Here is an 18,985-nt window from a genome sequence, read left to right as displayed (position 1 = left end):
CGCAAAGGCATCGGCACGTTCTTTGTGAGCACGCTCGTGAGCGGCGATGATGCGGGGGGTCAATCTGGTCTCAATCATGCGGTGTTCCTTTCGCGAACATGTATTTCTGAACTGACCCCAATATGGCTTCCAATGAATTCAGCGACAAACGAGACTTTTCATATCTTCACTTAAGATATACTTAAGTGAAATGAATGACAGACTTCCGCCATTAACTGCCCTGCGCGCGTTTGAAGCCGCTGCGCGTCACTTGAGCTTCTCGCGTGCGGCAGCTGAGTTGAACGTGACGCCAGCGGCGCTTAGTTTTCAGATCAAATCACTGGAAGAACATCTTGGTGTTCCGGTGTTTCGCAGGTTGAACCGTGCAGTGGAACTCACCGAAGAGGGCGCGTTGCTGGCCCCCGGTGTCTCAGACGGCTTTGATGCGCTTCAATCCGCGTGGCGTGCGGTAAAGCGGCGGCTGGACAGCGCGACGTTAACGGTGACCGCCGGGCCGGCGTTCACCGCAAAATGGCTCGCCCCAAGGCTTTTTAGCTTCGCAAGAGAAAATCCCGATATTGAGCTTAGGTTCTCGGCGGGTCTTCGATTGGTCGATTTTGCACGCGACGATGTCGATGTGGCCATACGCTTCGGGCAATATTTCGACGAAGAGCTTTACTCAAAAACTCTGATCGATGAGTGGGTTGCCCCTATGATGTCGCCCGAGCTCGCAGGTGGCGTGACCCGATTGGCGGATTTGCAAAAGATGACGCTGCTTCACCAAGAAGATATTAATTTCCTGAAGCCATCGGTTAATTGGGCCGGATACTTTGCTGCCGCTGGGGTGCCTTACCAAGAAAAGCACGGTCCTCGTTTTTCGCAAGCGGACCACGCCATAGATGCTGCTCTGGCAGGTGGCGGGGTGGTCTTGGGAAGACTTTCTCTGACTGAGGCGTATTTACGAGATGGACGATTGGTCATGCCGGTAATGCGTGGTTTGAATACAAGCGGTAGTTACCGAATTATCTGCCCAAAAGGTCACGAGACGCGACCGCAGGTGGCACGTTTTATTGAATGGGTCCTGAAAGAGATGGAGGGGATGGCAACAGCCGCTCAGGGCGTTGAATTCCTACATCAACAGTCTCATGAATAGATATTCCGCGACATTCGTTGGATTTGGTGCGGTGCTGTTGTGGTCTTTGCTTGCGCTGTTGACCGTCGGCTCTAATCCAATTCCGCCATTTCAGTTGAGCGCCATGGCCTTTACGCTGGGCGGATTGATTGGCCTCGTTTTCACCATTCGAAAAGGTGGTGTGTACAGAACGCTTAAGTCGATCCCAACAATGGTCTGGCTACTAGGGGTTGGCGGGTTGTTCGGCTATCACGCGCTGTATTTCTCGGCACTTCGCATGGCGCCAGCGGCGGAAGCGGGCCTGATTGCGTATCTTTGGCCTCTGCTCATTGTATTGTTCTCGGGATTGTTGCCAGGGGAGCAATTGAAGCCGTTGCACATTTTAGGCGCGGTGATTTCATTTGCCGGCGCAGCGCTCATCGTCGCGCGCGGAGGGGCGGGGTTTCAGTGGTCCTACGCAACCGGATATGCCCTCGCGGTTTTATGCGCTCTGACATGGTCGGGTTACTCTGTCTTGTCGCGTCGCTACAGCGACGTGCCGACGGACGTCGTGGCTTTCTTTTGCCTAGCGACCGCAGCTTTGTCGGGTGTGGCGCATCTGTTGTTTGAACAGACCATCGCACCGAAAGACATCACAAGCTGGTTGTCTATTGCAGGCCTTGGCCTAGGACCGGTCGGCTTGGCATTTTATCTGTGGGATGTGGGTGTCAAGAAAGGCGATATCCAGCTTTTGGGTACTGCGTCGTATGCCGCCCCATTGCTGTCTACATGTGTCTTGATCGTTGCAGGATATGCCCAAGCGTCGGCTGTTTTGCTGTTAGCGGCAGGGTTGATTACTGCCGGAGCGGTATTGGCCGCGCTTGGGTCACGAAAATCCTAGTTTGCGAATTTGCTGATTTCTTCTTTCAATCGCAGTTTCTGTTTTTTTAGCTCAACGACAGTTAGGTCGTCGGAGCTTGGGCTCTTTTGTGCCTCTTCCACTTGTTGGGACAATGCATCGTGCTTGCGCTTCAGCTCCGAAAGGTGAGAACTGATCGTCATGGGCATAACTCCTTTTTTGGGTGGTTTAGAGGTTCATTGCAGCACATCTAAAACCTCAAGTCACGAAAATGCGTTGCGGCATTGCAGCGACAATTGCTAAAATTCTAGGGAGCTTCCGTGGCGCAATATACTGGTTGCGGCTTGCGAGTGATCGTCACCGTCTCGTTCGTGTCGCAACCCGTCGTGTAGGACCAATGGGTTATGCAGAATTGTTCGCGCTGCACGCCCTTTTTGCGCGCGCAGCAATACGCGCCGGGCAGGTTTCCCCGCTCGTGCTGCGATTGGCTTGATTTCAATCAGACCGGCTCTTGAATTAAGCAGTTCAACAAGGTCGCCGAGGCGATCCGTCAAATGAATGATGCTGATGCAGCCCTTTGGACCTGCCCGGCGTAATGCGGTGTCAATCCATGAAGACAGAGGAGTTTGTTCGCGAAGGGCAGTATCGCGCCCTTCATCCGGTGAAGCCGTTCCAGGGCCATAGTAGGGCGGGTTCAAGATGACATGATCAAAGCTGCGGGCACGAAGCTCGGCAGGAAGTTGCGCGAGATCAGCGTCAATAACCTCCATCTCGAAGCCTGCTTCTGACGCATTGCGACGGGCCAGCTCGGAATAGGCGGGTTGCACCTCAATTCCGCTGAGATGGACGTCGATTCTTGAACGCAAACAGATCGAGGCGGCGCCGACACCGCAACCCAGTTCCAATACGGTTTGACCAGATTTTGCAGGACAGGATGCTGCCAGAAGTACTGGATCAGTGGCCGCGCGGTAACCTTTGCGAGGCTGCCAGAGGTGCAACTTACCGCCAAGGAAGGCGTCATGAGTTAAGTCTTCTGGGCCAAAGTGCATTGGTTGTCAGCCGTCCAACTGGATGTCATTGTCACGCAAAATGGCGCGCGCTATGAATAAATCTTGCTCGCGTACCATCAAACGGCGTGGCAATATGCCAACGGAGCCTTCAAGCACACTCATGTGGACGTCCATTTCGAACACGCATATATCTTCCCCTGACAAAAGGGCTTTTGAGAAGGCGATAACCGTAGGATCGTTGCTGCGCAAAAGCTCTTTCATGTGTTAGAGTTAACGACAGGCCAGCACGTTTGTCGATAGACGAGGCAGAACGCGATAATGAGTTTGGATACCCCTTCTGTGAAGCCACATGATCGCCTTAAGGGCGCTTTGTCTCCTGATCTTGATGCAGTTGGAAAACTGATCAGCACGCGCATGGCGTCTGAGCACGCCCCACGTATTCCAGAGGTTACCGCTCATTTGGTTGATGCAGGCGGCAAGCGCGTTAGACCTATGCTGACATTGGCTGCGGCACGGATTTGTGGCTACGAAGGGCCTTATCACGTCCACTTGGCGGCGACCGTTGAGTTTATCCATACTGCGACGCTTCTCCATGATGATGTGGTCGATGGCAGCGAGCAGCGACGCGGGCGGCCAGCAGCCAACCTGTTATGGGACAATAAATCGTCCGTTTTGGTCGGCGACTACCTTTTCGCGCGCGCCTTCCAGTTAATGACGGAAGCGGGGCGTCTGGACGTTTTGAAAGTTCTATCAAACGCGTCAGCGGTGATCGCGGAAGGTGAAGTTCTTCAATTGACCGCTGCCCAGAATTTGGCGACGACAGAAGACATCTACCTGCAAGTTGTCCGGGGTAAAACAGCCGCACTGTTTTCGGCTGCGACAGAAGTTGGCGGGATGATCGCGGACGCCTCTGATGAGGTTGTCAAAGCCCTGTTCACCTATGGTGATGCTTTGGGTGTAAGTTTCCAAATCGCCGATGACATTCTAGACTTCGCGGGTGACACGGCGAAGACTGGTAAAAATGTCGGCGACGATTTCCGCGAGCGAAAGCTAACCCTGCCGCTAATCAAGGCAATAGCGGCTGGTGGCGATGCTGATCGCGATTTTTGGGTGCGGACAATCGAAAAAGGTAAGCAGGAAGACGGTGACTTAGATCACGTGCTGGTGCTCCTGGAAAGGTACGGCGCGCTGGAACAATCCCGCCAAGATGCGCTGGCTTGGTCATCCAAGGCACAACAGGCGCTGGATGCTGTGCCTGAAAGCGAGTTGACTGACATGCTGAGTGATTTAGCCGATTATGTGGTGTCACGGCTCAACTAGTGGCGTTATTTCCGAGCGTGCAATGCTGAACCCACCAATCGGGATGAGTTACGCTAATCTGCGCCGCGGCTTTTTGGGCGGCTTGGTCGTTCGGAAACAGTCCAAAGCACGTGGCGCCAGATCCTGACATGCGTGTGAGCTGGCAAGACGTGGTAGCCGCTATTTGCGCCAGAACTTCAGCAATGACAGGGGCTATTGCGACTGCAGCGTCCTGCATGTCATTTCGCTGGAGTTCCAACCAGCTGACGAACTCGGCCTGATTGGCGAAAGTTGGCGGCACGATAGCCATTGGTGCGTTGCCTTTACGGGGAATCGTTTTGAATACGGCAGGCGTCGAGACCTCTGCGCGGGGATTGACCAGCACGGCGCTAAGGGTTGGCAGGTCGGGCAAGAAAACGATCTGTTCTCCAATACCTGACATTCGGGCTGATCGTGAAAATAGGCAAACTGGAACATCTGCACCGAGCTTTGCGACATGCGCGAAAGTTTGAGCAGTTGGTACTGGGGCAGGCAATCCCCACAGCTTTGATAGCCCGCGATAGGCGGCTGCGGCGTCTGCCGTACCTCCACCAATACCTGACGCGACGGGCAGGGTTTTATTTAAGTGGATATGTGCGGCGCTCTGCGGATCAAGAAGGCTGGCGGCAGAAAGAACAGAGTTTCCATCAGTGGGAACCGCATGGGCTTCTGGACCGTCCACCGTAAGACAGAGCGTGTCCGCGCGTTTAAATGCAAGGTGGTCGCCCACAGACGCAAACATTACCAAACTGTCGAGCAGGTGGTAGCCGTCTGGTCTCTGGCCAGTCACGTGAAGCGTCAGGTTTACCTTTGCGGGCGCAAATTCCTCAAACATCAATCGTTAGCAGTTTGTGTCGTTCCCGCCTTGGCCTCTTCTTCCAGAACAATCGTCAAACCGCGTGCCAGTTTCGCGCGAATGCGCTCGGCCTCTGCCTCTTCGGGCTTAAACGACAATGCGCGTTTCCATTGGAATTCGGCTTCACGCTCGCGACCAACCTTCCAGTAGACGTCACCAAGATGGTCGTTGACAATTGGATCAACTGGCAACAGTTCGACGGCCCGTTCCATTGGGGCAACCGCCTCTTCAAAGCGGCCCAAGCGATAGAAAATCCAGCCAAGACTATCTGTAATATAGCCGCTTTCAGGGCTTTCTTTGACGGCGGTTTGGATCATCTCAAGTGCTTCGTCGAGCTTGATCCGTTGTTCTACCAGAGAGTACCCAAGATAATTTAGAATGTCGGGTTGGTTTGGCGATAACTCCAGTGCGGAGCGGAAATCCAATTCCATTCCAACAAAGTCGTCCATGCGTTCTTTCACAATCCCGCGCGCGTACATTATACGCCAGTTGCTACGGTTTCCGATGCCGTTTAGGTCCAACGCGCGGCTGTAGGCGGTAACGGCGGCTTCGTTTTTGTCAGTCCGGCTCAGCATATCGCCAAGCGTAGAATGGACCATGGCGATATCACCATGAGACTTAGACAGTGCGGTTAGGACTTCAACGGACGCATCCTTGCGACCGTCGGAATATAGCGCGTTCGCGCGACCTATCTCGGCCAGCACATAAGCGGGAGAGCTGGCATCCAAGGAGGCATAGGCTTCCGTAGCAAGGTCGAACTGACCCATGTTTTCCAGGATCGAGGCTGCCATCAGGACGGCGGGCGCATGGCTCGGGCGGATATATTGCGCCATGCGCACGTAGAGCAGAACATGCTCCGGCGCGGCGCGTCCGTCGAGTACGGCGGACAGGTTGAAATATACCTCTGCCACACCTTCGCTGGCGTTGGTCACAAAGTCGTATTCCACCGTTTCACCGGCCTCTAGACGAGTCTTCAAGGCCTCTAGTTCAGCGCTGAAGCCATTGGCGGTCGTGGCTTTCAGAAGTTCAACGGCGTCAGACCGGCGCTCTAGTTGGGCAAGCACTTGGGCATGTGCTTCGATGCCACGTTGGCTAAGGATAAGCGGGCCAAAAGCTTCGCCGGACAAAATATCATCTGCGCCCTCAAAGTCCCCGACAGAGGCAAGGGCCAAAGCATTGTGATAACGGGCGAACGAGGCAAAGTCCTCGATTTCGGCAACCTTGTTGAACGCGTCCGTTGCGTCAGACATCTTGCCTTGGCCCAACAATGCCCAAGCACGGGTGAGGCCGCCTAACAACGGGGCAAGGCCTGTCGTCTCGGGGCTTTTTTCTGCGGGGCGGTCGAACTCTCCGTTGGCCACGGCAGCGGTATCGAGCACCAGATCGACAATCTGGTTACGGCCACCGGATGCTTCGTGATCGGCGGCGACTTTTGCCGCAGTGTCGATGTCGCCTTTGCCAATCAGCGCGACGATAGCACTTTCCTTGAGCAGCAGGTTGTGCGGCTCAACGGCGACTGCGCGGCGGTAGTAGCGGGCCGCCTCGCTATAGTCGAAGGAAATGGTCGCTTGTCGCGCCGCCAAATACGGCCCGGCCAGCCCGTGCTCCGCAGCGATGGCTGGTGCGGTACTTGCCGCCATGGACAGTAAAAGCCCCGCCACGCGGCCTTGGATGCTAGTCTTTGTCATGTCAGTCGGCCCAATTTCTCTTGCGTCACAGCTGGAACGTAGGTGCGCGGTGTAGGGTTGTCCATGACCGGTTGGTAACAATGGCGCGGGCGAGCGGCGACCGCGCCAATTTATCATCACATATTGGGGTAGTTTGGCCCGTCGCCACCCTGCGGTGTCGTCCAGACGATGTTTTGCGACGGATCTTTGATGTCGCAGGTCTTGCAGTGAACACAGTTCTGGAAGTTGATCACGAACTGGTTGTCGACCACTTCATACACTCCAGCCGGGCAGTAGCGCTGCGCAGGCTCGGCATATTGCGGCAGGTTTACGTCAATCGGGATGCTGGCGTCTTTTAGCTTCAGGTGTGACGGCTGGCTTTCCTCGTGGTTGGTCGCAGAGAAAGACACGTTGGTCAGCCGATCAAAAGACAGCCTGCCGTCGGGCTTGGGGTAGTCGATCGGCGTGAAGTCAGCCGCCTTTCCGGTGGCTTCCGCATCCGATTTCCCGTGCTTGAGATTTAGCGGCGACGTGCCGAAAATGTTGTTGCACCACATATCTGCACCGCCAACGACCAGCGAGGCCGTCAGCCCGTAATTCGACCACAGCGGCTTCACGTTGCGCACGCGTTTCAGGTCCTTGGCGATTGCGCCGGTGCGCACTTCGGTGTCGTAGCTCTCCAAAGTATCGCCGGACCGGCCCGCGCCGATGGCCTCGAACGCCGCTTCCGCCGCCGCCTTGCCTGACAGCATCGCGTTGTGGTTCCCCTTGATGCGCGGCACGTTCACCATACCCGCAGAGCAGCCCAGCAAAGCGCCACCCGGGAAGGCAGTTTTTGGCAGGGACTGCCAGCCGCCCTCGGTGATCGCGCGCGCGCCGTAAGCTACGCGCTTGCCGCCTTCGAGCAGGTCGGCGATCATCGGATGATGTTTGAACCGCTGGAATTCCATGTACGGGAACAGGTGCGGGTTTTCGTAGTTCAGGTGGACCACGAAGCCCACATAAACCTGATTGTTGTCGAGGTGGTAGATAAATGACCCGCCGCCGGCATTGCCGCCCAGAGGCCACCCCATTGTGTGCGTAACTGTGCCTTCCTTGTGCTTGGCAGGGTCGATTTCCCAAATCTCTTTCATGCCGAGGCCGTATTTTTGTGGGCTTGCGCCTTTGGCCAGATCGTACTTTTCAATCACCTGCTTGGACAGCGACCCGCGCACACCCTCGGAAAGGAACACGTATTTGCCGTGAAGCTCCATGCCCGGTTCGGTGTTCTCGCCGTAACTGCCGTCGGCCTCTAACCCGAAGACACCGGCGATCACGCCTTTCACCTCGCCGTTGTCGCCATAGACGATGTCGGAGCAGGCCATGCCGGGGAAGATTTCGACGCCCATGCCTTCGGCCTGTTCGGCCATCCAGCGGCAGACATTGGCCATGGAGACGATGTATGTACCGTGATTGCTCATCAGCGGCGGCATCACGAAGTTGGGGATGCGAACCTGACCGGCTTCGCCCAGCATGTAGAAATTGTCGGATGTCACGGGCACATTGATCGGCGCGTCCATGTTGCGCCAGTCGGGCAGCAGCGCGTCGAGGCCGCTGGGGTCAAGCACCGCGCCGGACAGGATGTGTGCGCCGACCTCGGAGCCTTTTTCCAAAACGACAACGTTGATATCTGCGTCCAGCTGCTTCAGGCGGATGGCGGCGCTCAGACCAGCAGGTCCGGCCCCGACGATCACCACGTCATATTCCATGCTTTCGCGTTCAATCTCGGCCATGTCTCAATTCCTCTCGCAACGCCCCATCGGAGCGGGTTCGCAACATTGTTAGCTTTAAACCTTCAATCAAGCAGGAATGTAAGTGGCAATTGCGACGTTGCGTCGTCGTAGCACGGCCCAGAGCGCCGTCACTGCGATTATCGAGATGTATCCGTCCACGGCATAGTGCCAGCCGTGATATACCGAGGAGAATAATATCATGGTTGCGAACAGGACGCCGAACGGCGCCAGGACCCGCGACCGTTCCCATAGATAGAGCAACGTGACGGCAGCAAGACCCACATGGACAGACGGAAATGCGGAGATGCCAGAGCCCAGACTTTGCCCGCCTTCGGAGTAGAATAGCCATAGGTTATCTTGGACCCGTCCCAGAGCAGATGCTGCGATTCCGCTGCTGTCGAGTGCTGAGGCCAAGTCTGCAAAACGTGACCCGCCGATCAGGCGATCATAGTAGACGGGACCAGCGGAACTTCCCAATATCGCCATCACATTCCCCAAGCCAATCCATGAGGCGACATAAAGGATCATGAACCGCTTTGACCGGTCAGCGTTGGTGTCAGTCAGCGCGATAAATACGGGTAAGAAGACTGCTGGCAAGAACCAGACCATAAAATACAAGATAACTATGGCCGCGGGCGGCACATAGGCCGCGACCGAATGAACGATCCGCCACGGATCAACGCCGAAATGCAGCGCTGCGTCCAGATCTGCGAAGAACGGGTCGGCATAGAACGGCTGAATGTAGGGAATAGAGGTTTTGACCAGTGAGAAAGCCATAGAAAAGATAAGACATCCCAACAACGCGTAAATTGTCGGTACAATCCGCGCCTTAATGCCATATTTTCTGGTCAGATACAGGGACCCGGCAAGGAAAACACCCAATATCGGAAGCCATTCCGCAAAGGATTTCAGCAAATAGAGGGATGTGCGCACGGCCCCAAGTAACAACACGGCAGGCTGTTCGCGCAAGGCAAAGACCAACGCCACAGCGCAGGCCAGATATGCCAAGGAAAACAGCAGGTAATGTCGCATCAATTTGTCGGCCTCTAAATCCGTTGGCGCTTTCTGCCGTGCTCGTTAGGCAAAAATAAGGAAAATGCTGGGTTATCGCGGGGCCTCAGGCCTTTCCGGCGCGGGGCCAATGGGCTACATGCCCAGCCAACTGGTACAGGAGCGCTCGCTATGTCTGTGTTGCGTATGATCTATCTCGCCCTTGCGATCTGGGGGGCAATCCACCCGATGTATTACTTCATGCAATGGTTTGGCGAGCATGGGTTCTCGCTGGCCTTGATGGTTGAGGCATGGCACACGAACGCCGCGTCCTCGGGCTTGGTCTGGGACCTGACCATTGCCGCAATCGCGCTGACCGTCTGGATCATCGCGGAGGTCTCGGTGCGCCGCAACTGGGTCGCGCTGGTTGCGATCCCGGCAACTTTCTGTATCGGTGTATCCTGCGGCTTGCCGCTGTATCTGTTCCTACGCACAAGGCCTCTCGACTGATGGACCATTTTCTCTACCGTGATGGCGTGCTGCATGCCGAAGACGTTGCCATTGCCGACATTGCCGCACAAGTCGGCGCGCCCTTCTATGTCTATTCCAGCGCCACGCTGGAGCGTCATTACCGCCTGTTCGACGATGCGCTGGATTGGGCTGACCATCTGGTTTGCTATGCGATGAAGGCGAATTCCAATCAGGCCGTGCTGAAGTTGCTCGGTGATCTGGGCGCGGGCATGGATGTGGTCTCGGGCGGCGAATACATGCGCGCCAAAGCGGCTGGTGTTCCCGGCGAGCGGATCGTGTTCTCCGGTGTGGGGAAAACCCGTGCCGAAATGCGTCTCGCGCTGGAGGGGGGCATTCGCCAGTTCAACATCGAAAGTGAGCCTGAGATGCTTGTCCTTTCGGAGGTCGCGTCGTCGATGAGCGTCACCGCGCCGATCACCATTCGGGTCAATCCCGACGTCGATGCAAAAACCCACGAGAAGATCGCGACCGGCAAGTCCGAGAACAAGTTCGGTATCCCGATCTCGCGCGCCAAAGAAGTCTACGCCGAGGCCGCCGCCTTGCCGGGCTTGGACGTGATTGGCATCGACGTGCATATCGGCAGCCAGTTGACGCAGCTGGAGCCGTTCGGTCAGGCCTTCGAGAAGGTCGCTGAACTGACCCAGATGCTGCGCGCCGAAGGTCATGACATCCGCCGCCTTGATCTAGGTGGCGGTCTTGGCATCCCCTACGAGCGCTCCAACGACGCGCCGCCCTTGCCGCAAGAATTCGGGCAGTTGGTGCGGGACAAGGTTGGCCATCTGGGTTGTGAGATAGAGATTGAACCGGGTCGGCTGATCGCGGGAAACGCGGGGCTGTTGGTGTCCGAAGTCATCTACATCAAGGAAGGCGAAGATCGCAGCTTCATGATTATCGACGCCGCAATGAACGATCTGATCCGCCCCGCAATGTACGGCGCACATCACGACATCATTCCAGTGGTCGAGCCCGCCGCAGGCGTCGAGCAAGTGAAGTACGACATTGTCGGCCCCGTGTGCGAAAGTGGGGACACATTTGCCAAACAACGCGTGATGCCTCCGGTCGTCGCGGGCGAATTGGTGGCTTTCCGCTCAGCCGGCGCATACGGCGCGGTTATGGCGTCAGAGTACAACTCAAGGCCGCTTATCCCAGAGGTTTTGGTCCATGAAGATCAATTCGCCGTCATTCGTGAACGTCCGACCTTTGACGAGATGATAAATCGAGATACCATTCCTTCGTGGCTTTGACGCTATGGTGCGTCGGCCCAACGGGACGACTTGATGAGCAAGCCTGACACCGAGCTAGACCTTTCCGCACTGACGTGGCCTACGCGGCTCACGCTTGTAGGCCTCTGGGCCGAGCGGATTACTCACGCTTTCTGGCCATTCTGGACAGTAGTTTTCCTTAGCGCGGTGTTGTTGGCTTTCGTCGGCGGCGGCAATCCGCCCGCTGAGGTGTTGTGGACAGCGGCGTTGGCAGCGGGTGCCGGGGTAATCGCATCATTGGTCTATGCGTGGCGAAAGTTCCGCGTGCCGACGCGCTCTGATGCTCTCAACCGGATTGACCGCACGATGGCAGGACGGCCTGTCACCGCAGCTTTGGATACGCAGGCATTGGGCAGCGGCGATGCTGCATCTCTTGCGATCTGGCAAGTCCACAAAGCCCGGATGCAGGCGCGTTTAGCTGACGCAGAAGCGGTTTCGCCCGATTTGCGTGTCTCTGCACAAGATCCATATGCGTTACGATATGTGGCATTGTTGTTGTTGGTGATGACGCTTGGTTTTGGCAGCCTTTGGCGATCTGCTTCGCTGGATGATCTGACATCGGGCGGTTTGGGGCAGGCTGTTGCAGGCGGCCCCGCTTGGGAAATTTGGATCGAACCGCCGGCGTATACCGGCAAGCCAAGCCTTTATCTGAACGAAGTTAAAGTTACCGAATTGACCGTGCCAAAGGGCAGCGACCTAACGGTGCGACTTTACGGGCAAGTTGGCAGGCTGACGTTATCAGAGACTGTATCCGGCGTGATTGAGGCGGAAAGTGCCGAACCCAAGACCGCTTTTAGCAGAATTGTCAAAAACGACGGCATTATTCGTATCGAGGGCGAAGACACCGCTGAATGGATAATCACCGCTCAATCTGATGCGCCACCGGTTGTGGAGGCAGGGGCAGAGGTCTCGCGGCAGATTAACGGCGAGATGGAACTGCCTTTTTCTGCATCAGATGACTATGGCGTTGAACGTGGAACCGCGACGATCTCGCTAGATTTGGCATCAGTTGACCGTCGCTACGGTTTGGTAGTTGAGCCCGAGCCGCAAGAGGACATCGTTCTTGATTTGCCGATGCCGTATTCTGGCGGTAGGGAGGATTTTAGCGAGACACTGATCGAGAACTTGTCCGAGCATCCTTGGGCGGGCTTGCCCGTTTCTATTGATCTTTCAGTCTTGGATGCCTCGGAGCAAACCAGCGCACCGACATCCGTTGAGGCGGAACTTCCCGGTCGACGCTTTTTCCAACCCATCGCGAAGGCATTGATCGAGCAGCGCCGCGATCTGCTTTGGTCGCGTGAAAACGCTGTGCGTATCAGCCAAGTGTTGCGCACGATTACGTATGCTCCAGAGGGGTTTTTCCCAAGTGAAGTGGCCTATCTGACCGTTCGTATGGCAGTTACGCGACTGGAACTGGCGAGAGAGTTCGGCATCACCGACGAGAAGCAGACCGAGATTGCAGACATGCTTTGGCAGGCCGCAACACTGCTAGAAGACGGGCGGCTTGCCGACGCATTGGAGCGTCTGCAGCGCGCACAGGAACGGTTGTCCGATGCGATGAAAGACGGGGCGTCCGACGAGGAAATCGCTGAGCTAATGCAAGAGCTGAGCGAGGCCATGCAACAATACATGGAGCAGTTGGCGCAAGAAGGACAAGAGGGTGATCAAGAACAACAGGCACAAGGCGAGTCGCAAGAAATTACTGATGACCAACTCCAACAGATGCTCGATGAAATCCAGCGTCTAATGGAAGAGGGCAAAATGGCCGAAGCACAGGCCTTGCTCGATCAGTTGATGGAAATGATGAAAAACATGCAAGTTGCTGAAGGCCAAGGTGGCGAAGGTCAGCAGAGCCCCGGCGAGCAGGCTATGGAAGGTTTGCAGGATACCTTGCGCGAACAACAGGGCCTCAGTGACGAGGCATTCCGCGACCTTCAAGAGCAATTTAACCCAGATGCGCAAGCCGGCGAGAATGAAGGCAATGAAGGTCGCAATGGCGGGCAAGGCCGCGGTCAAAGTCACGACGGGCAGGGTGGTCAACAAGGCGAACAAGAGGGCCAGCAAGGCGAAGGGAACCAACAGTCCGAAGGGCAGCAAGGCGGCGGAAACGAGCGCTCGCTTGCGGATCGACAGCAAGCTTTGCGCGACGAGTTGAACCGCCAACAACGCAACTTACCCGGACAGGGCACACCTGAAGGTGACGCGGCTCGTGAGGCGCTTGATCGCGCTGGTGAAGCAATGAACCGCGCCGAAGAGGCATTGCGCGATGATCAAACTGCGGAGGCCCTTGGTGCGCAGTCCGATGCCATGGAGGCGTTACGTGACGGGATGCGCAATCTGAGCGAAGCGATTGCGCAAGAGCAACGCGAGGGCCAAGGTCAAGAAGGGCAAAATCAAGGCCAAGCCTCCCGCCAAAACCGCGACCCGCTGGGGCGCGAGCAAGGGTCTGACGGTATGATCGGGTCGGAAGATAACATGCTTCAGGGCGAAAACGCGCAACGCAGATCACGCGAGTTATTGGACGAAATCCGGCGTCGTTCCGGCGAGCAAGACCGTCCAGAGATCGAGCGTGACTACCTGAAGAGGTTGTTGGATCAATTCTAGGGTTAGGAAGTGTCGCCCAAGGTTACACCGATCTTCTCAACCAATCCTTGTGCAGCGGTATCCAACCAGACCCGCATGCTATCTACTAACGCCACGTAACTTTCCACAGTGCTGGCCATTGACGGCATGCGCTGTGCAAGTTGCGGCGCATAGACGTATACCACCAACAATCCAACGATTAGCAGCAACATCAGACCAAAACCCAGCCGGAAACCGCTTCGTTTTTGGATTTGGCCTACATCACCACCCTCTGCGGCCAATCGCGCGGCTTCGGCCTCAGCTTCGGCGGCTTCCGGTGATAGTGTAGAGTTGATTTCCTCGATATCCGGAAATAGCTCTTTTTTCGCTGCAAGGTCGTCGCGTTTTGGTGCGGCGGCAAGCGCTTGGTCATCGTCGTCAATCGTCGCGTCTTGTGGGTCAAGGCCGCGGCGTCGCGCCATTCGGTCACGGGCGGCGGAGGCGCGTTCCTCGGATTCCGTTTCATCAAGACCTAGATCAGGCTGTGTTTCGATACTGCCTAATTCTGCCTTGCGCGCTGTCGTTTCACGCTCGACTTCCTCATGGATGATATCAAGGGCTGCTTGGTCGACGCTCGGCTTGCGAGGTGGCATAGCTGCAGCTGCTGTCATTGCAGCTATTGCTGCCAGATCAGGATCGTTTTCCTCAGCTTCCGGTTCCGTCGGCGGAATATCAGCAGTTACAGCTTCAGATGCCGCCTGAAACCACGTTGTCGTGCAGTTAGAGCATTGTACGTCACGCCCCTCGGGCGGAACTAGGCCGTCGTCAACTTCATATTCTGCATCGCAATTTGGGCAAACCAGCCGCATGATAACCCCGCTTTTGCGCGCTAAAGCCTTGGCGCGCCTCACATCTCATCAAGTCTTAGCCTGTGGAAATGTGTATTCCAAGCTTTGTTGTTTCCAATTGATTGCAACTGTTGCCGCCTATGGCGTAATTGTTGCGCAATCAAAATTGGAGCACTCCCCGTGATTGAATTGGAAAACGTAGCCTACAGCTATGGCGGCGGTGATTTGCTGACCGATATTTCCCTTAGACTGCAAGCTGGATCGTTCCATTTTCTGACCGGGCCATCAGGCGCAGGGAAATCCACATTCCTAAAGCTGTGCTATATGGAATTGGCCGCATCCAAGGGGTTAGTGCAGGTTTTTGGACAGGATGTTGCAGTGCTGGACCGTGATCAAATTGCCTTTTCGCGGCGCAGGATTGGGGTTGTGCATCAAGAATGCCAGTTCCTTGATCATCTCTCGGTTGCAGAAAACATTGCACTGCCTTTGACGGTCTCTGGTCGAGACGTAGAAGCTGAACGACAAAATCTCGAGGACTTGATCGGCTGGGTCGGATTGACCGACCAGCAGAACCAATTGCCACCTGAGCTGTCCGGCGGCGAGAGGCAGCGCGCGGCTTTGGCACGGGCTGTCATCATGGGGCCTGATGTTATTTTGGCGGATGAGCCGACCGGGAATGTGGACTGGGAAATGTCACAACGTCTGATGTCGTTGCTGATCGAGCTGAACAAGATGGGCAAATCGGTTCTTGTCGCGACCCACGATCTCAACCTTATCCGAAACACCAAGGCGCAAGTGTCTGCCCGCGTGCTGCGGATCAAAGACCGACGACTGCAATTGGCAGGGGCTGATCTGTGAGCATGTTGGACAAAATGGGTGCCTCGTTTGAGGCAATTGCCGAAATTGTGGGCGGAGACCGCGCGGCAGATCGTGTCGTACCGCCAACGGGGTTCACCGCGACTCTGACGACCTTTACAGCGGGTGCGATGGCTTTTTTGGCTGTTTTTGCGCTGTCACTGTCGCTCGCCACCGGAAGATTGGCCGAGCGCTGGGCAAGCGAGTTGGCGCAAACCTCTACGGTTAGAATTTCGGCCCCCATTGAGGAGATCGAAGCGCAAACCCTCGCCGCGCAGGAAGTGCTACGTACGACGCCGGGTGTTGTGCGATCGCGTATCATGTCCGAGGAGGAGCAGATGCTTCTTCTGGAGCCGTGGTTCGGCCCCGATCTGCCACTGGAAGATTTGCCAATTCCAAGGCTCATTGAGGTCGTTGAGGATGAGACCGGCTACGATGCCGCCGGATTGCGGTTGCGCTTGGCTGGCGAAGCCCCGGGTGCGTTTCTGGATGATCACACCCGCTGGCGTCGCCCACTTGTGAACGCGGCCAAAAGGTTGCGTGGGCTGGGCTGGATAGCAATTGCATTAATTGGGTTGTCGACCGCAGCCATGATCACCCTCGCGGCCCGTGCCGCGTTGGCTGCAAATGCTCAGGTCGTGCGGGTTACGCGTCTTGTAGGCGCGCGGGACGTCTATATTGCCCGCGCTTTCGTGCGTCGGTTCACTCTTCGCGCGCTGGCAGGGGCGACTATTGGCACGATTGCGGGGTGCATCGCAGTCGCTCTGCTGCCCGGTGCTGCCGATGAAGGTGCGTTCCTTACAGGCCTTGGTTTCCAGGGGTGGCAATGGCTTTGGCCGTTGACCATTCCACCGTTGGCCGCTTTGGTGGCGTTCTGGGCGACGCGCAGTGCCGCCCTGCGCACATTGAACGAGGTGACGTGATCATGAAATATGCAGTGCAATGGGTCCGTTCGCTGGTGTTCAACCTGTCGATGTATGTGTCTATGCCGGTGCTTGCGCTCATTTACCTGCCATGGGCGATCTTTAGCCCCTATGGCGCACTTGCAGCCTGTCACGCTTACGCGCGCTATGTCATCTGGTCCGCAAGTTGGATGATCGGATTAAAAAGCGAGGTGCGCGGCACGCCCCCGACTGAAGAAGCTCTCGTCGCCGCGAAGCACCAGTCGTTTCTGGATATTTTGATGATTTTCGATGCCATCCCGCATGGCAAGTTTATAATGAAAGCGATACTGCTCTACGCGCCTATTCTAGGCCAGTACGCATACCGCATAGGTTGTATTCCGGTGAACCGCGGCAAACGGGGGGCGGCAATCGCCAAGATGCTTGCGGATGTGGACAAAGGTGACAAATTGCCTGGTCAACTGGTGATCTACTCCCAAGGGACCCGCCTCGCACCGGGAGTTAAAAAACCGTACAAGATTGGTACAGCAGTCCTTTACGAACAAATGGGCCAGACCTGCTATCCGGTGGCAACCAATGCGGGCGTGTTCTGGCCGCGCCGCGGTGTCTACCGCAAGCCCGGTGTGGCGGTCGTCGAGTTTCTTGAACCGATCCCGCCGGGACTACCCAAGGAAGAATTCCTCGCAAAACTGGAGTCCGAAGTGGAGTCCGCCTCGGATCGGTTGTTGGTCGAAGCAGGGTTTCAACCCAAGGAGGAGTGAATGGATTTTGTGTCTGACGTCTCTGAATTGGAAGCAGCATATGGCACGCCCGGTGAGGCTTCACTTGTCAAAGTTGCGGACCGCCTGACGCCGACTTACAGAAAATGGATTATGGCATCGCGCTTCTGTGTGGTTACCACTGTAGGCCCCGAAGGGGTTGATGGCTCTCCACGCGGGGATGATGGCCCAGTGGTGTTGGAATTGGATGAAACCACGCTCGCATTGCCGGACTGGCGGGGCAATAACCGCATGGATAGCCTGCGCAATATCGTGCGCGATCCGCGTATCGCACTAATGTTCATGGTCCCCGGTTCGAACAATGTCGTCCGCGTGAACGGCGAGGCCAAAGTGACGTTCGACGAGGGCTTGCGAGGCCGTTTTAGTGATAAGGGGCGAACACCGCGTTGTGTTGTCGTCATCAAGATAATCGAAGTCTATTCGCAATGCGCCCGTGCTCTTATGCGTTCGGAGTTATGGCGAGGACAGCGCGCAGACGTTGTTTTGCCGTCTGTGGGTGACATGCTCGCCGAATTAAAAGCAGGGTTCGATGGAAAAACCTATGACGCGGAATGGGGCGCGCGCGCCAAAGATACCATGTGGTAAGGCGCGTTAGGCTGCCAGACCTTTAGAGCCCAAATCCAGATACTTGGCTCTGCGATCCTTGATCAACGCAGCGCTATCCATTTTGGACAAATCGTCGATCATTTCACCCAAGGCTTCACCAACCGAGGCAATAGCGGTCTTGGCATCGCGCTGTGCGCCCCCAACAGGTTCGGGAATAATTCGGTCGCAGACGCCGAGGTTCTTCAAATCCTGTGCGGTCAGGCGCAACGCTTCGGCGGCCTCGCGCATTTTCTCGGCGTCTTTCCACAGAATTGAGGCGCAGCCTTCGGGACTGATAACGGAATAGATGGAGTGTTCCAGCATCGCCACACGGTTGGCTGTTGCAAATGCCACCGCACCGCCGGAGCCGCCTTCACCAATGATCACCGATACCAAAGGCACACCAATCTCAAGGCACTTCTGCGTCGAGCGAGCGATGGCTTCCGATTGGCCGCGTTCTTCCGCGCCTTTACCGGGATAGGCGCCTGGAGTGTCCACAAGCGTAACCACCGGCAGGCCAAAACGGTGCGCGAGATCCATAAGACGGATCGCTTTGCGATAGCCTTCGGGGCGGGCCATGCCGAAGTTACGCTCGATGCGGCTTTTTGTATTGTTCCCTTTTTCATGGCCGATCACCATGATCGCGCGATCACCAAGTCGCGCCAAACCACCCATCACAGCATGATCATCCGCGAAATTTCGATCACCTGCCAGCGGAGTGTATTCATCGAACAGCGCCTCGATATAATCTTTACAGTGCGGTCGGTTAGGATGACGAGCGACCAGACATTTGCGCCATGGCGTCAAGTCCTTATAAAGATCTTTCAGCAGGACAGCGGCTTTCTTGTCGAGCGCCGCCGCTTCCTTCTCGATGTCCATTTCCTCGTTCTGACGCGCCATGGCGCGCAGTTCTTCGGCTTTGCCTTCGATCTCGGCCAGAGGCTTTTCGAACTCAAGGTAATTGGTCATTGGGAACTCCAGATTGCGTGGGGGATATATGACCATGCTTCACGGCAGATGCAACTCAGCAAGATTTGTGAAATGGGGCTAGGCTAGAACCAAAGGCGAGACGAGACGGA

19 protein-coding genes are annotated in these 18,985 nt (G+C 56.2%); 10 read left to right on the top strand and 9 right to left on the bottom strand.

The genetic code is table 11. The annotated features are described in order from the left end of the window. Positions 1 to 190 precede the first annotated feature (190 nt). Both BCF46_RS16860 and yddG read left to right on the top strand, forming a co-directional pair. Positions 191 to 1,132 (top strand): transcriptional regulator GcvA, encoded by a 942-nt coding sequence (locus BCF46_RS16860; RefSeq protein ID WP_121027095.1) that lies wholly within the window; start codon positions 191 to 193, stop codon positions 1,130 to 1,132. Further along, positions 1,125 to 1,991, top strand: a complete 867-nt coding sequence (gene yddG / locus BCF46_RS16855; RefSeq protein WP_121027092.1) for an aromatic amino acid exporter YddG — start codon at positions 1,125 to 1,127, stop codon at positions 1,989 to 1,991. Before BCF46_RS16860 ends, yddG begins: the two co-directional genes overlap by 8 nt. On the opposite strand, the gene BCF46_RS16850 is transcribed toward yddG, so the two are convergent. From BCF46_RS16850 to BCF46_RS16840, 3 genes are all read right to left on the bottom strand, one after another. Next, entirely contained in the window at positions 1,988 to 2,152 is a 165-nt protein-coding gene (locus BCF46_RS16850; protein WP_121027089.1) for a YdcH family protein, read from the bottom strand. The genes yddG and BCF46_RS16850 overlap by 4 nt on opposite strands. Before the next feature lie 96 nt (positions 2,153 to 2,248). Further along, positions 2,249 to 2,998, bottom strand: a complete 750-nt coding sequence (locus tag BCF46_RS16845) for a tRNA1(Val) (adenine(37)-N6)-methyltransferase (RefSeq protein ID WP_121027086.1) — start codon at positions 2,996 to 2,998, stop codon at positions 2,249 to 2,251. A gap of 6 nt (positions 2,999 to 3,004) precedes the next feature. Next, positions 3,005 to 3,220, bottom strand: a complete 216-nt coding sequence (locus tag BCF46_RS16840) for a putative signal transducing protein (RefSeq protein ID WP_121027083.1) — start codon at positions 3,218 to 3,220, stop codon at positions 3,005 to 3,007. A 57-nt stretch (positions 3,221 to 3,277) separates the two neighbouring features. On the opposite strand from BCF46_RS16840, the gene BCF46_RS16835 reads away from it, so the two are divergent. Then, positions 3,278 to 4,279, top strand: a complete 1,002-nt coding sequence (locus BCF46_RS16835; RefSeq protein ID WP_121027080.1) for a polyprenyl synthetase family protein — start codon at positions 3,278 to 3,280, stop codon at positions 4,277 to 4,279. Here the strand turns inward: BCF46_RS16835 and BCF46_RS16830 are convergent. From BCF46_RS16830 to BCF46_RS16815, 4 genes are all read right to left on the bottom strand, one after another. After that, entirely contained in the window at positions 4,272 to 5,132 is an 861-nt protein-coding gene (locus BCF46_RS16830) for a 4-(cytidine 5'-diphospho)-2-C-methyl-D-erythritol kinase (RefSeq protein ID WP_121027077.1), read from the bottom strand. The two genes, BCF46_RS16835 and BCF46_RS16830, sit on opposite strands and share 8 nt — an antisense overlap. Continuing rightward, the gene (locus tag BCF46_RS16825) at positions 5,132 to 6,841 is read right to left on the bottom strand and encodes a tetratricopeptide repeat protein (protein WP_170157965.1); all 1,710 of its coding nucleotides are present in this window, start codon (positions 6,839 to 6,841) and stop codon (positions 5,132 to 5,134) included. Before BCF46_RS16825 ends, BCF46_RS16830 begins: the two co-directional genes overlap by 1 nt. A gap of 116 nt (positions 6,842 to 6,957) precedes the next feature. Then, the gene (locus BCF46_RS16820; protein ID WP_121027071.1) at positions 6,958 to 8,592 is read right to left on the bottom strand and encodes an electron transfer flavoprotein-ubiquinone oxidoreductase; all 1,635 of its coding nucleotides are present in this window, start codon (positions 8,590 to 8,592) and stop codon (positions 6,958 to 6,960) included. Between the two features lie 66 nt (positions 8,593 to 8,658). Further along, the gene (locus tag BCF46_RS16815; RefSeq protein WP_121027068.1) at positions 8,659 to 9,624 is read right to left on the bottom strand and encodes a phosphatase PAP2 family protein; all 966 of its coding nucleotides are present in this window, start codon (positions 9,622 to 9,624) and stop codon (positions 8,659 to 8,661) included. A gap of 150 nt (positions 9,625 to 9,774) precedes the next feature. Between BCF46_RS16815 and BCF46_RS16810 the strand changes: the two genes are divergently transcribed. From BCF46_RS16810 to BCF46_RS16800, 3 genes are read left to right on the top strand one after another with little or no spacing between them, the layout of a single operon-like run. Then, positions 9,775 to 10,092, top strand: a complete 318-nt coding sequence (locus tag BCF46_RS16810) for a DUF2834 domain-containing protein (protein WP_121027065.1) — start codon at positions 9,775 to 9,777, stop codon at positions 10,090 to 10,092. Then, positions 10,092 to 11,357: a diaminopimelate decarboxylase gene (gene lysA, locus BCF46_RS16805; RefSeq protein ID WP_121027062.1), complete on the top strand. Its 1,266-nt coding sequence runs from the start codon at positions 10,092 to 10,094 to the stop codon at positions 11,355 to 11,357. The genes BCF46_RS16810 and lysA overlap by 1 nt, the downstream gene beginning before the upstream one ends. A gap of 33 nt (positions 11,358 to 11,390) precedes the next feature. Then, positions 11,391 to 13,979: a TIGR02302 family protein gene (locus tag BCF46_RS16800; protein ID WP_121027059.1), complete on the top strand. Its 2,589-nt coding sequence runs from the start codon at positions 11,391 to 11,393 to the stop codon at positions 13,977 to 13,979. A gap of 2 nt (positions 13,980 to 13,981) precedes the next feature. Here BCF46_RS16800 and BCF46_RS16795 read toward each other — a convergent pair whose 3' ends face one another. Next, a complete protein-coding gene (locus BCF46_RS16795) occupies positions 13,982 to 14,806 on the bottom strand; it encodes a zinc-ribbon domain-containing protein (protein WP_121027056.1) in 825 nt (274 codons plus the stop codon). A 159-nt stretch (positions 14,807 to 14,965) separates the two neighbouring features. Here BCF46_RS16795 and BCF46_RS16790 point away from each other — a divergent pair, with 159 nt between their 5' ends. Genes BCF46_RS16790 through BCF46_RS16775 form a run of 4 tightly spaced genes read left to right on the top strand, consistent with a single transcriptional unit; the run spans position 14,966 to position 17,906 of the window. Further along, the gene (locus tag BCF46_RS16790) at positions 14,966 to 15,643 is read left to right on the top strand and encodes a cell division ATP-binding protein FtsE (protein WP_121027053.1); all 678 of its coding nucleotides are present in this window, start codon (positions 14,966 to 14,968) and stop codon (positions 15,641 to 15,643) included. A gap of 2 nt (positions 15,644 to 15,645) precedes the next feature. Continuing rightward, entirely contained in the window at positions 15,646 to 16,563 is a 918-nt protein-coding gene (locus BCF46_RS16785) for a cell division protein FtsX (protein WP_425454434.1), read from the top strand. A gap of 2 nt (positions 16,564 to 16,565) precedes the next feature. Further along, the gene (locus BCF46_RS16780; protein ID WP_121027050.1) at positions 16,566 to 17,303 is read left to right on the top strand and encodes a lysophospholipid acyltransferase family protein; all 738 of its coding nucleotides are present in this window, start codon (positions 16,566 to 16,568) and stop codon (positions 17,301 to 17,303) included. Then, positions 17,304 to 17,906 carry a pyridoxamine 5'-phosphate oxidase family protein gene (locus tag BCF46_RS16775; protein WP_121027047.1) on the top strand — a complete coding sequence of 201 codons (603 nt, stop codon included), beginning with the start codon at positions 17,304 to 17,306 and terminating at the stop codon, positions 17,904 to 17,906. It abuts the gene before it with no gap. Positions 17,907 to 17,912: 6 nt separating this feature from the next. On the opposite strand, the gene BCF46_RS16770 is transcribed toward BCF46_RS16775, so the two are convergent. Continuing rightward, positions 17,913 to 18,875, bottom strand: a complete 963-nt coding sequence (locus BCF46_RS16770; RefSeq protein ID WP_121027044.1) for an acetyl-CoA carboxylase carboxyltransferase subunit alpha — start codon at positions 18,873 to 18,875, stop codon at positions 17,913 to 17,915. Positions 18,876 to 18,985 lie beyond the last annotated feature (110 nt).

The sequence above is a fragment of the Litoreibacter meonggei genome, assembly GCF_003663885.1.
In the GTDB taxonomy this organism is placed as follows: Bacteria; Pseudomonadota; Alphaproteobacteria; order Rhodobacterales; family Rhodobacteraceae; genus Litoreibacter; species Litoreibacter meonggei.
The sequence above is the reverse complement of the archived record's forward strand: the minus strand, read 5'-3'. Positions and strand labels throughout refer to the sequence as shown.

Bases quoted from the DNA above. Each gene is read 5' to 3' on its own strand.
- BCF46_RS16860 (WP_121027095.1), top strand. From the start codon at position 191: ATGAATGACAGACTTCCGCCATTAACTGCCCTGCGCGCGTTTGAAGCC.
- yddG (WP_121027092.1), top strand. From the start codon at position 1,125: ATGAATAGATATTCCGCGACATTCGTTGGATTTGGTGCGGTGCTGTTG.
- BCF46_RS16850 (WP_121027089.1), bottom strand. From the start codon at position 2,152: ATGACGATCAGTTCTCACCTTTCGGAGCTGAAGCGCAAGCACGATGCA.
- BCF46_RS16845 (WP_121027086.1), bottom strand. From the start codon at position 2,998: ATGCACTTTGGCCCAGAAGACTTAACTCATGACGCCTTCCTTGGCGGT.
- BCF46_RS16840 (WP_121027083.1), bottom strand. From the start codon at position 3,220: ATGAAAGAGCTTTTGCGCAGCAACGATCCTACGGTTATCGCCTTCTCA.
- BCF46_RS16835 (WP_121027080.1), top strand. From the start codon at position 3,278: ATGAGTTTGGATACCCCTTCTGTGAAGCCACATGATCGCCTTAAGGGC.
- BCF46_RS16830 (WP_121027077.1), bottom strand. From the start codon at position 5,132: ATGTTTGAGGAATTTGCGCCCGCAAAGGTAAACCTGACGCTTCACGTG.
- BCF46_RS16825 (WP_170157965.1), bottom strand. From the start codon at position 6,841: ATGACAAAGACTAGCATCCAAGGCCGCGTGGCGGGGCTTTTACTGTCC.
- BCF46_RS16820 (WP_121027071.1), bottom strand. From the start codon at position 8,592: ATGGCCGAGATTGAACGCGAAAGCATGGAATATGACGTGGTGATCGTC.
- BCF46_RS16815 (WP_121027068.1), bottom strand. From the start codon at position 9,624: ATGCGACATTACCTGCTGTTTTCCTTGGCATATCTGGCCTGCGCTGTG.
- BCF46_RS16810 (WP_121027065.1), top strand. From the start codon at position 9,775: ATGTCTGTGTTGCGTATGATCTATCTCGCCCTTGCGATCTGGGGGGCA.
- lysA (WP_121027062.1), top strand. From the start codon at position 10,092: ATGGACCATTTTCTCTACCGTGATGGCGTGCTGCATGCCGAAGACGTT.
- BCF46_RS16800 (WP_121027059.1), top strand. From the start codon at position 11,391: ATGAGCAAGCCTGACACCGAGCTAGACCTTTCCGCACTGACGTGGCCT.
- BCF46_RS16795 (WP_121027056.1), bottom strand. From the start codon at position 14,806: ATGCGGCTGGTTTGCCCAAATTGCGATGCAGAATATGAAGTTGACGAC.
- BCF46_RS16785 (WP_425454434.1), top strand. From the start codon at position 15,646: ATGTTGGACAAAATGGGTGCCTCGTTTGAGGCAATTGCCGAAATTGTG.
- BCF46_RS16780 (WP_121027050.1), top strand. From the start codon at position 16,566: ATGAAATATGCAGTGCAATGGGTCCGTTCGCTGGTGTTCAACCTGTCG.
- BCF46_RS16775 (WP_121027047.1), top strand. From the start codon at position 17,304: ATGGATTTTGTGTCTGACGTCTCTGAATTGGAAGCAGCATATGGCACG.
- BCF46_RS16770 (WP_121027044.1), bottom strand. From the start codon at position 18,875: ATGACCAATTACCTTGAGTTCGAAAAGCCTCTGGCCGAGATCGAAGGC.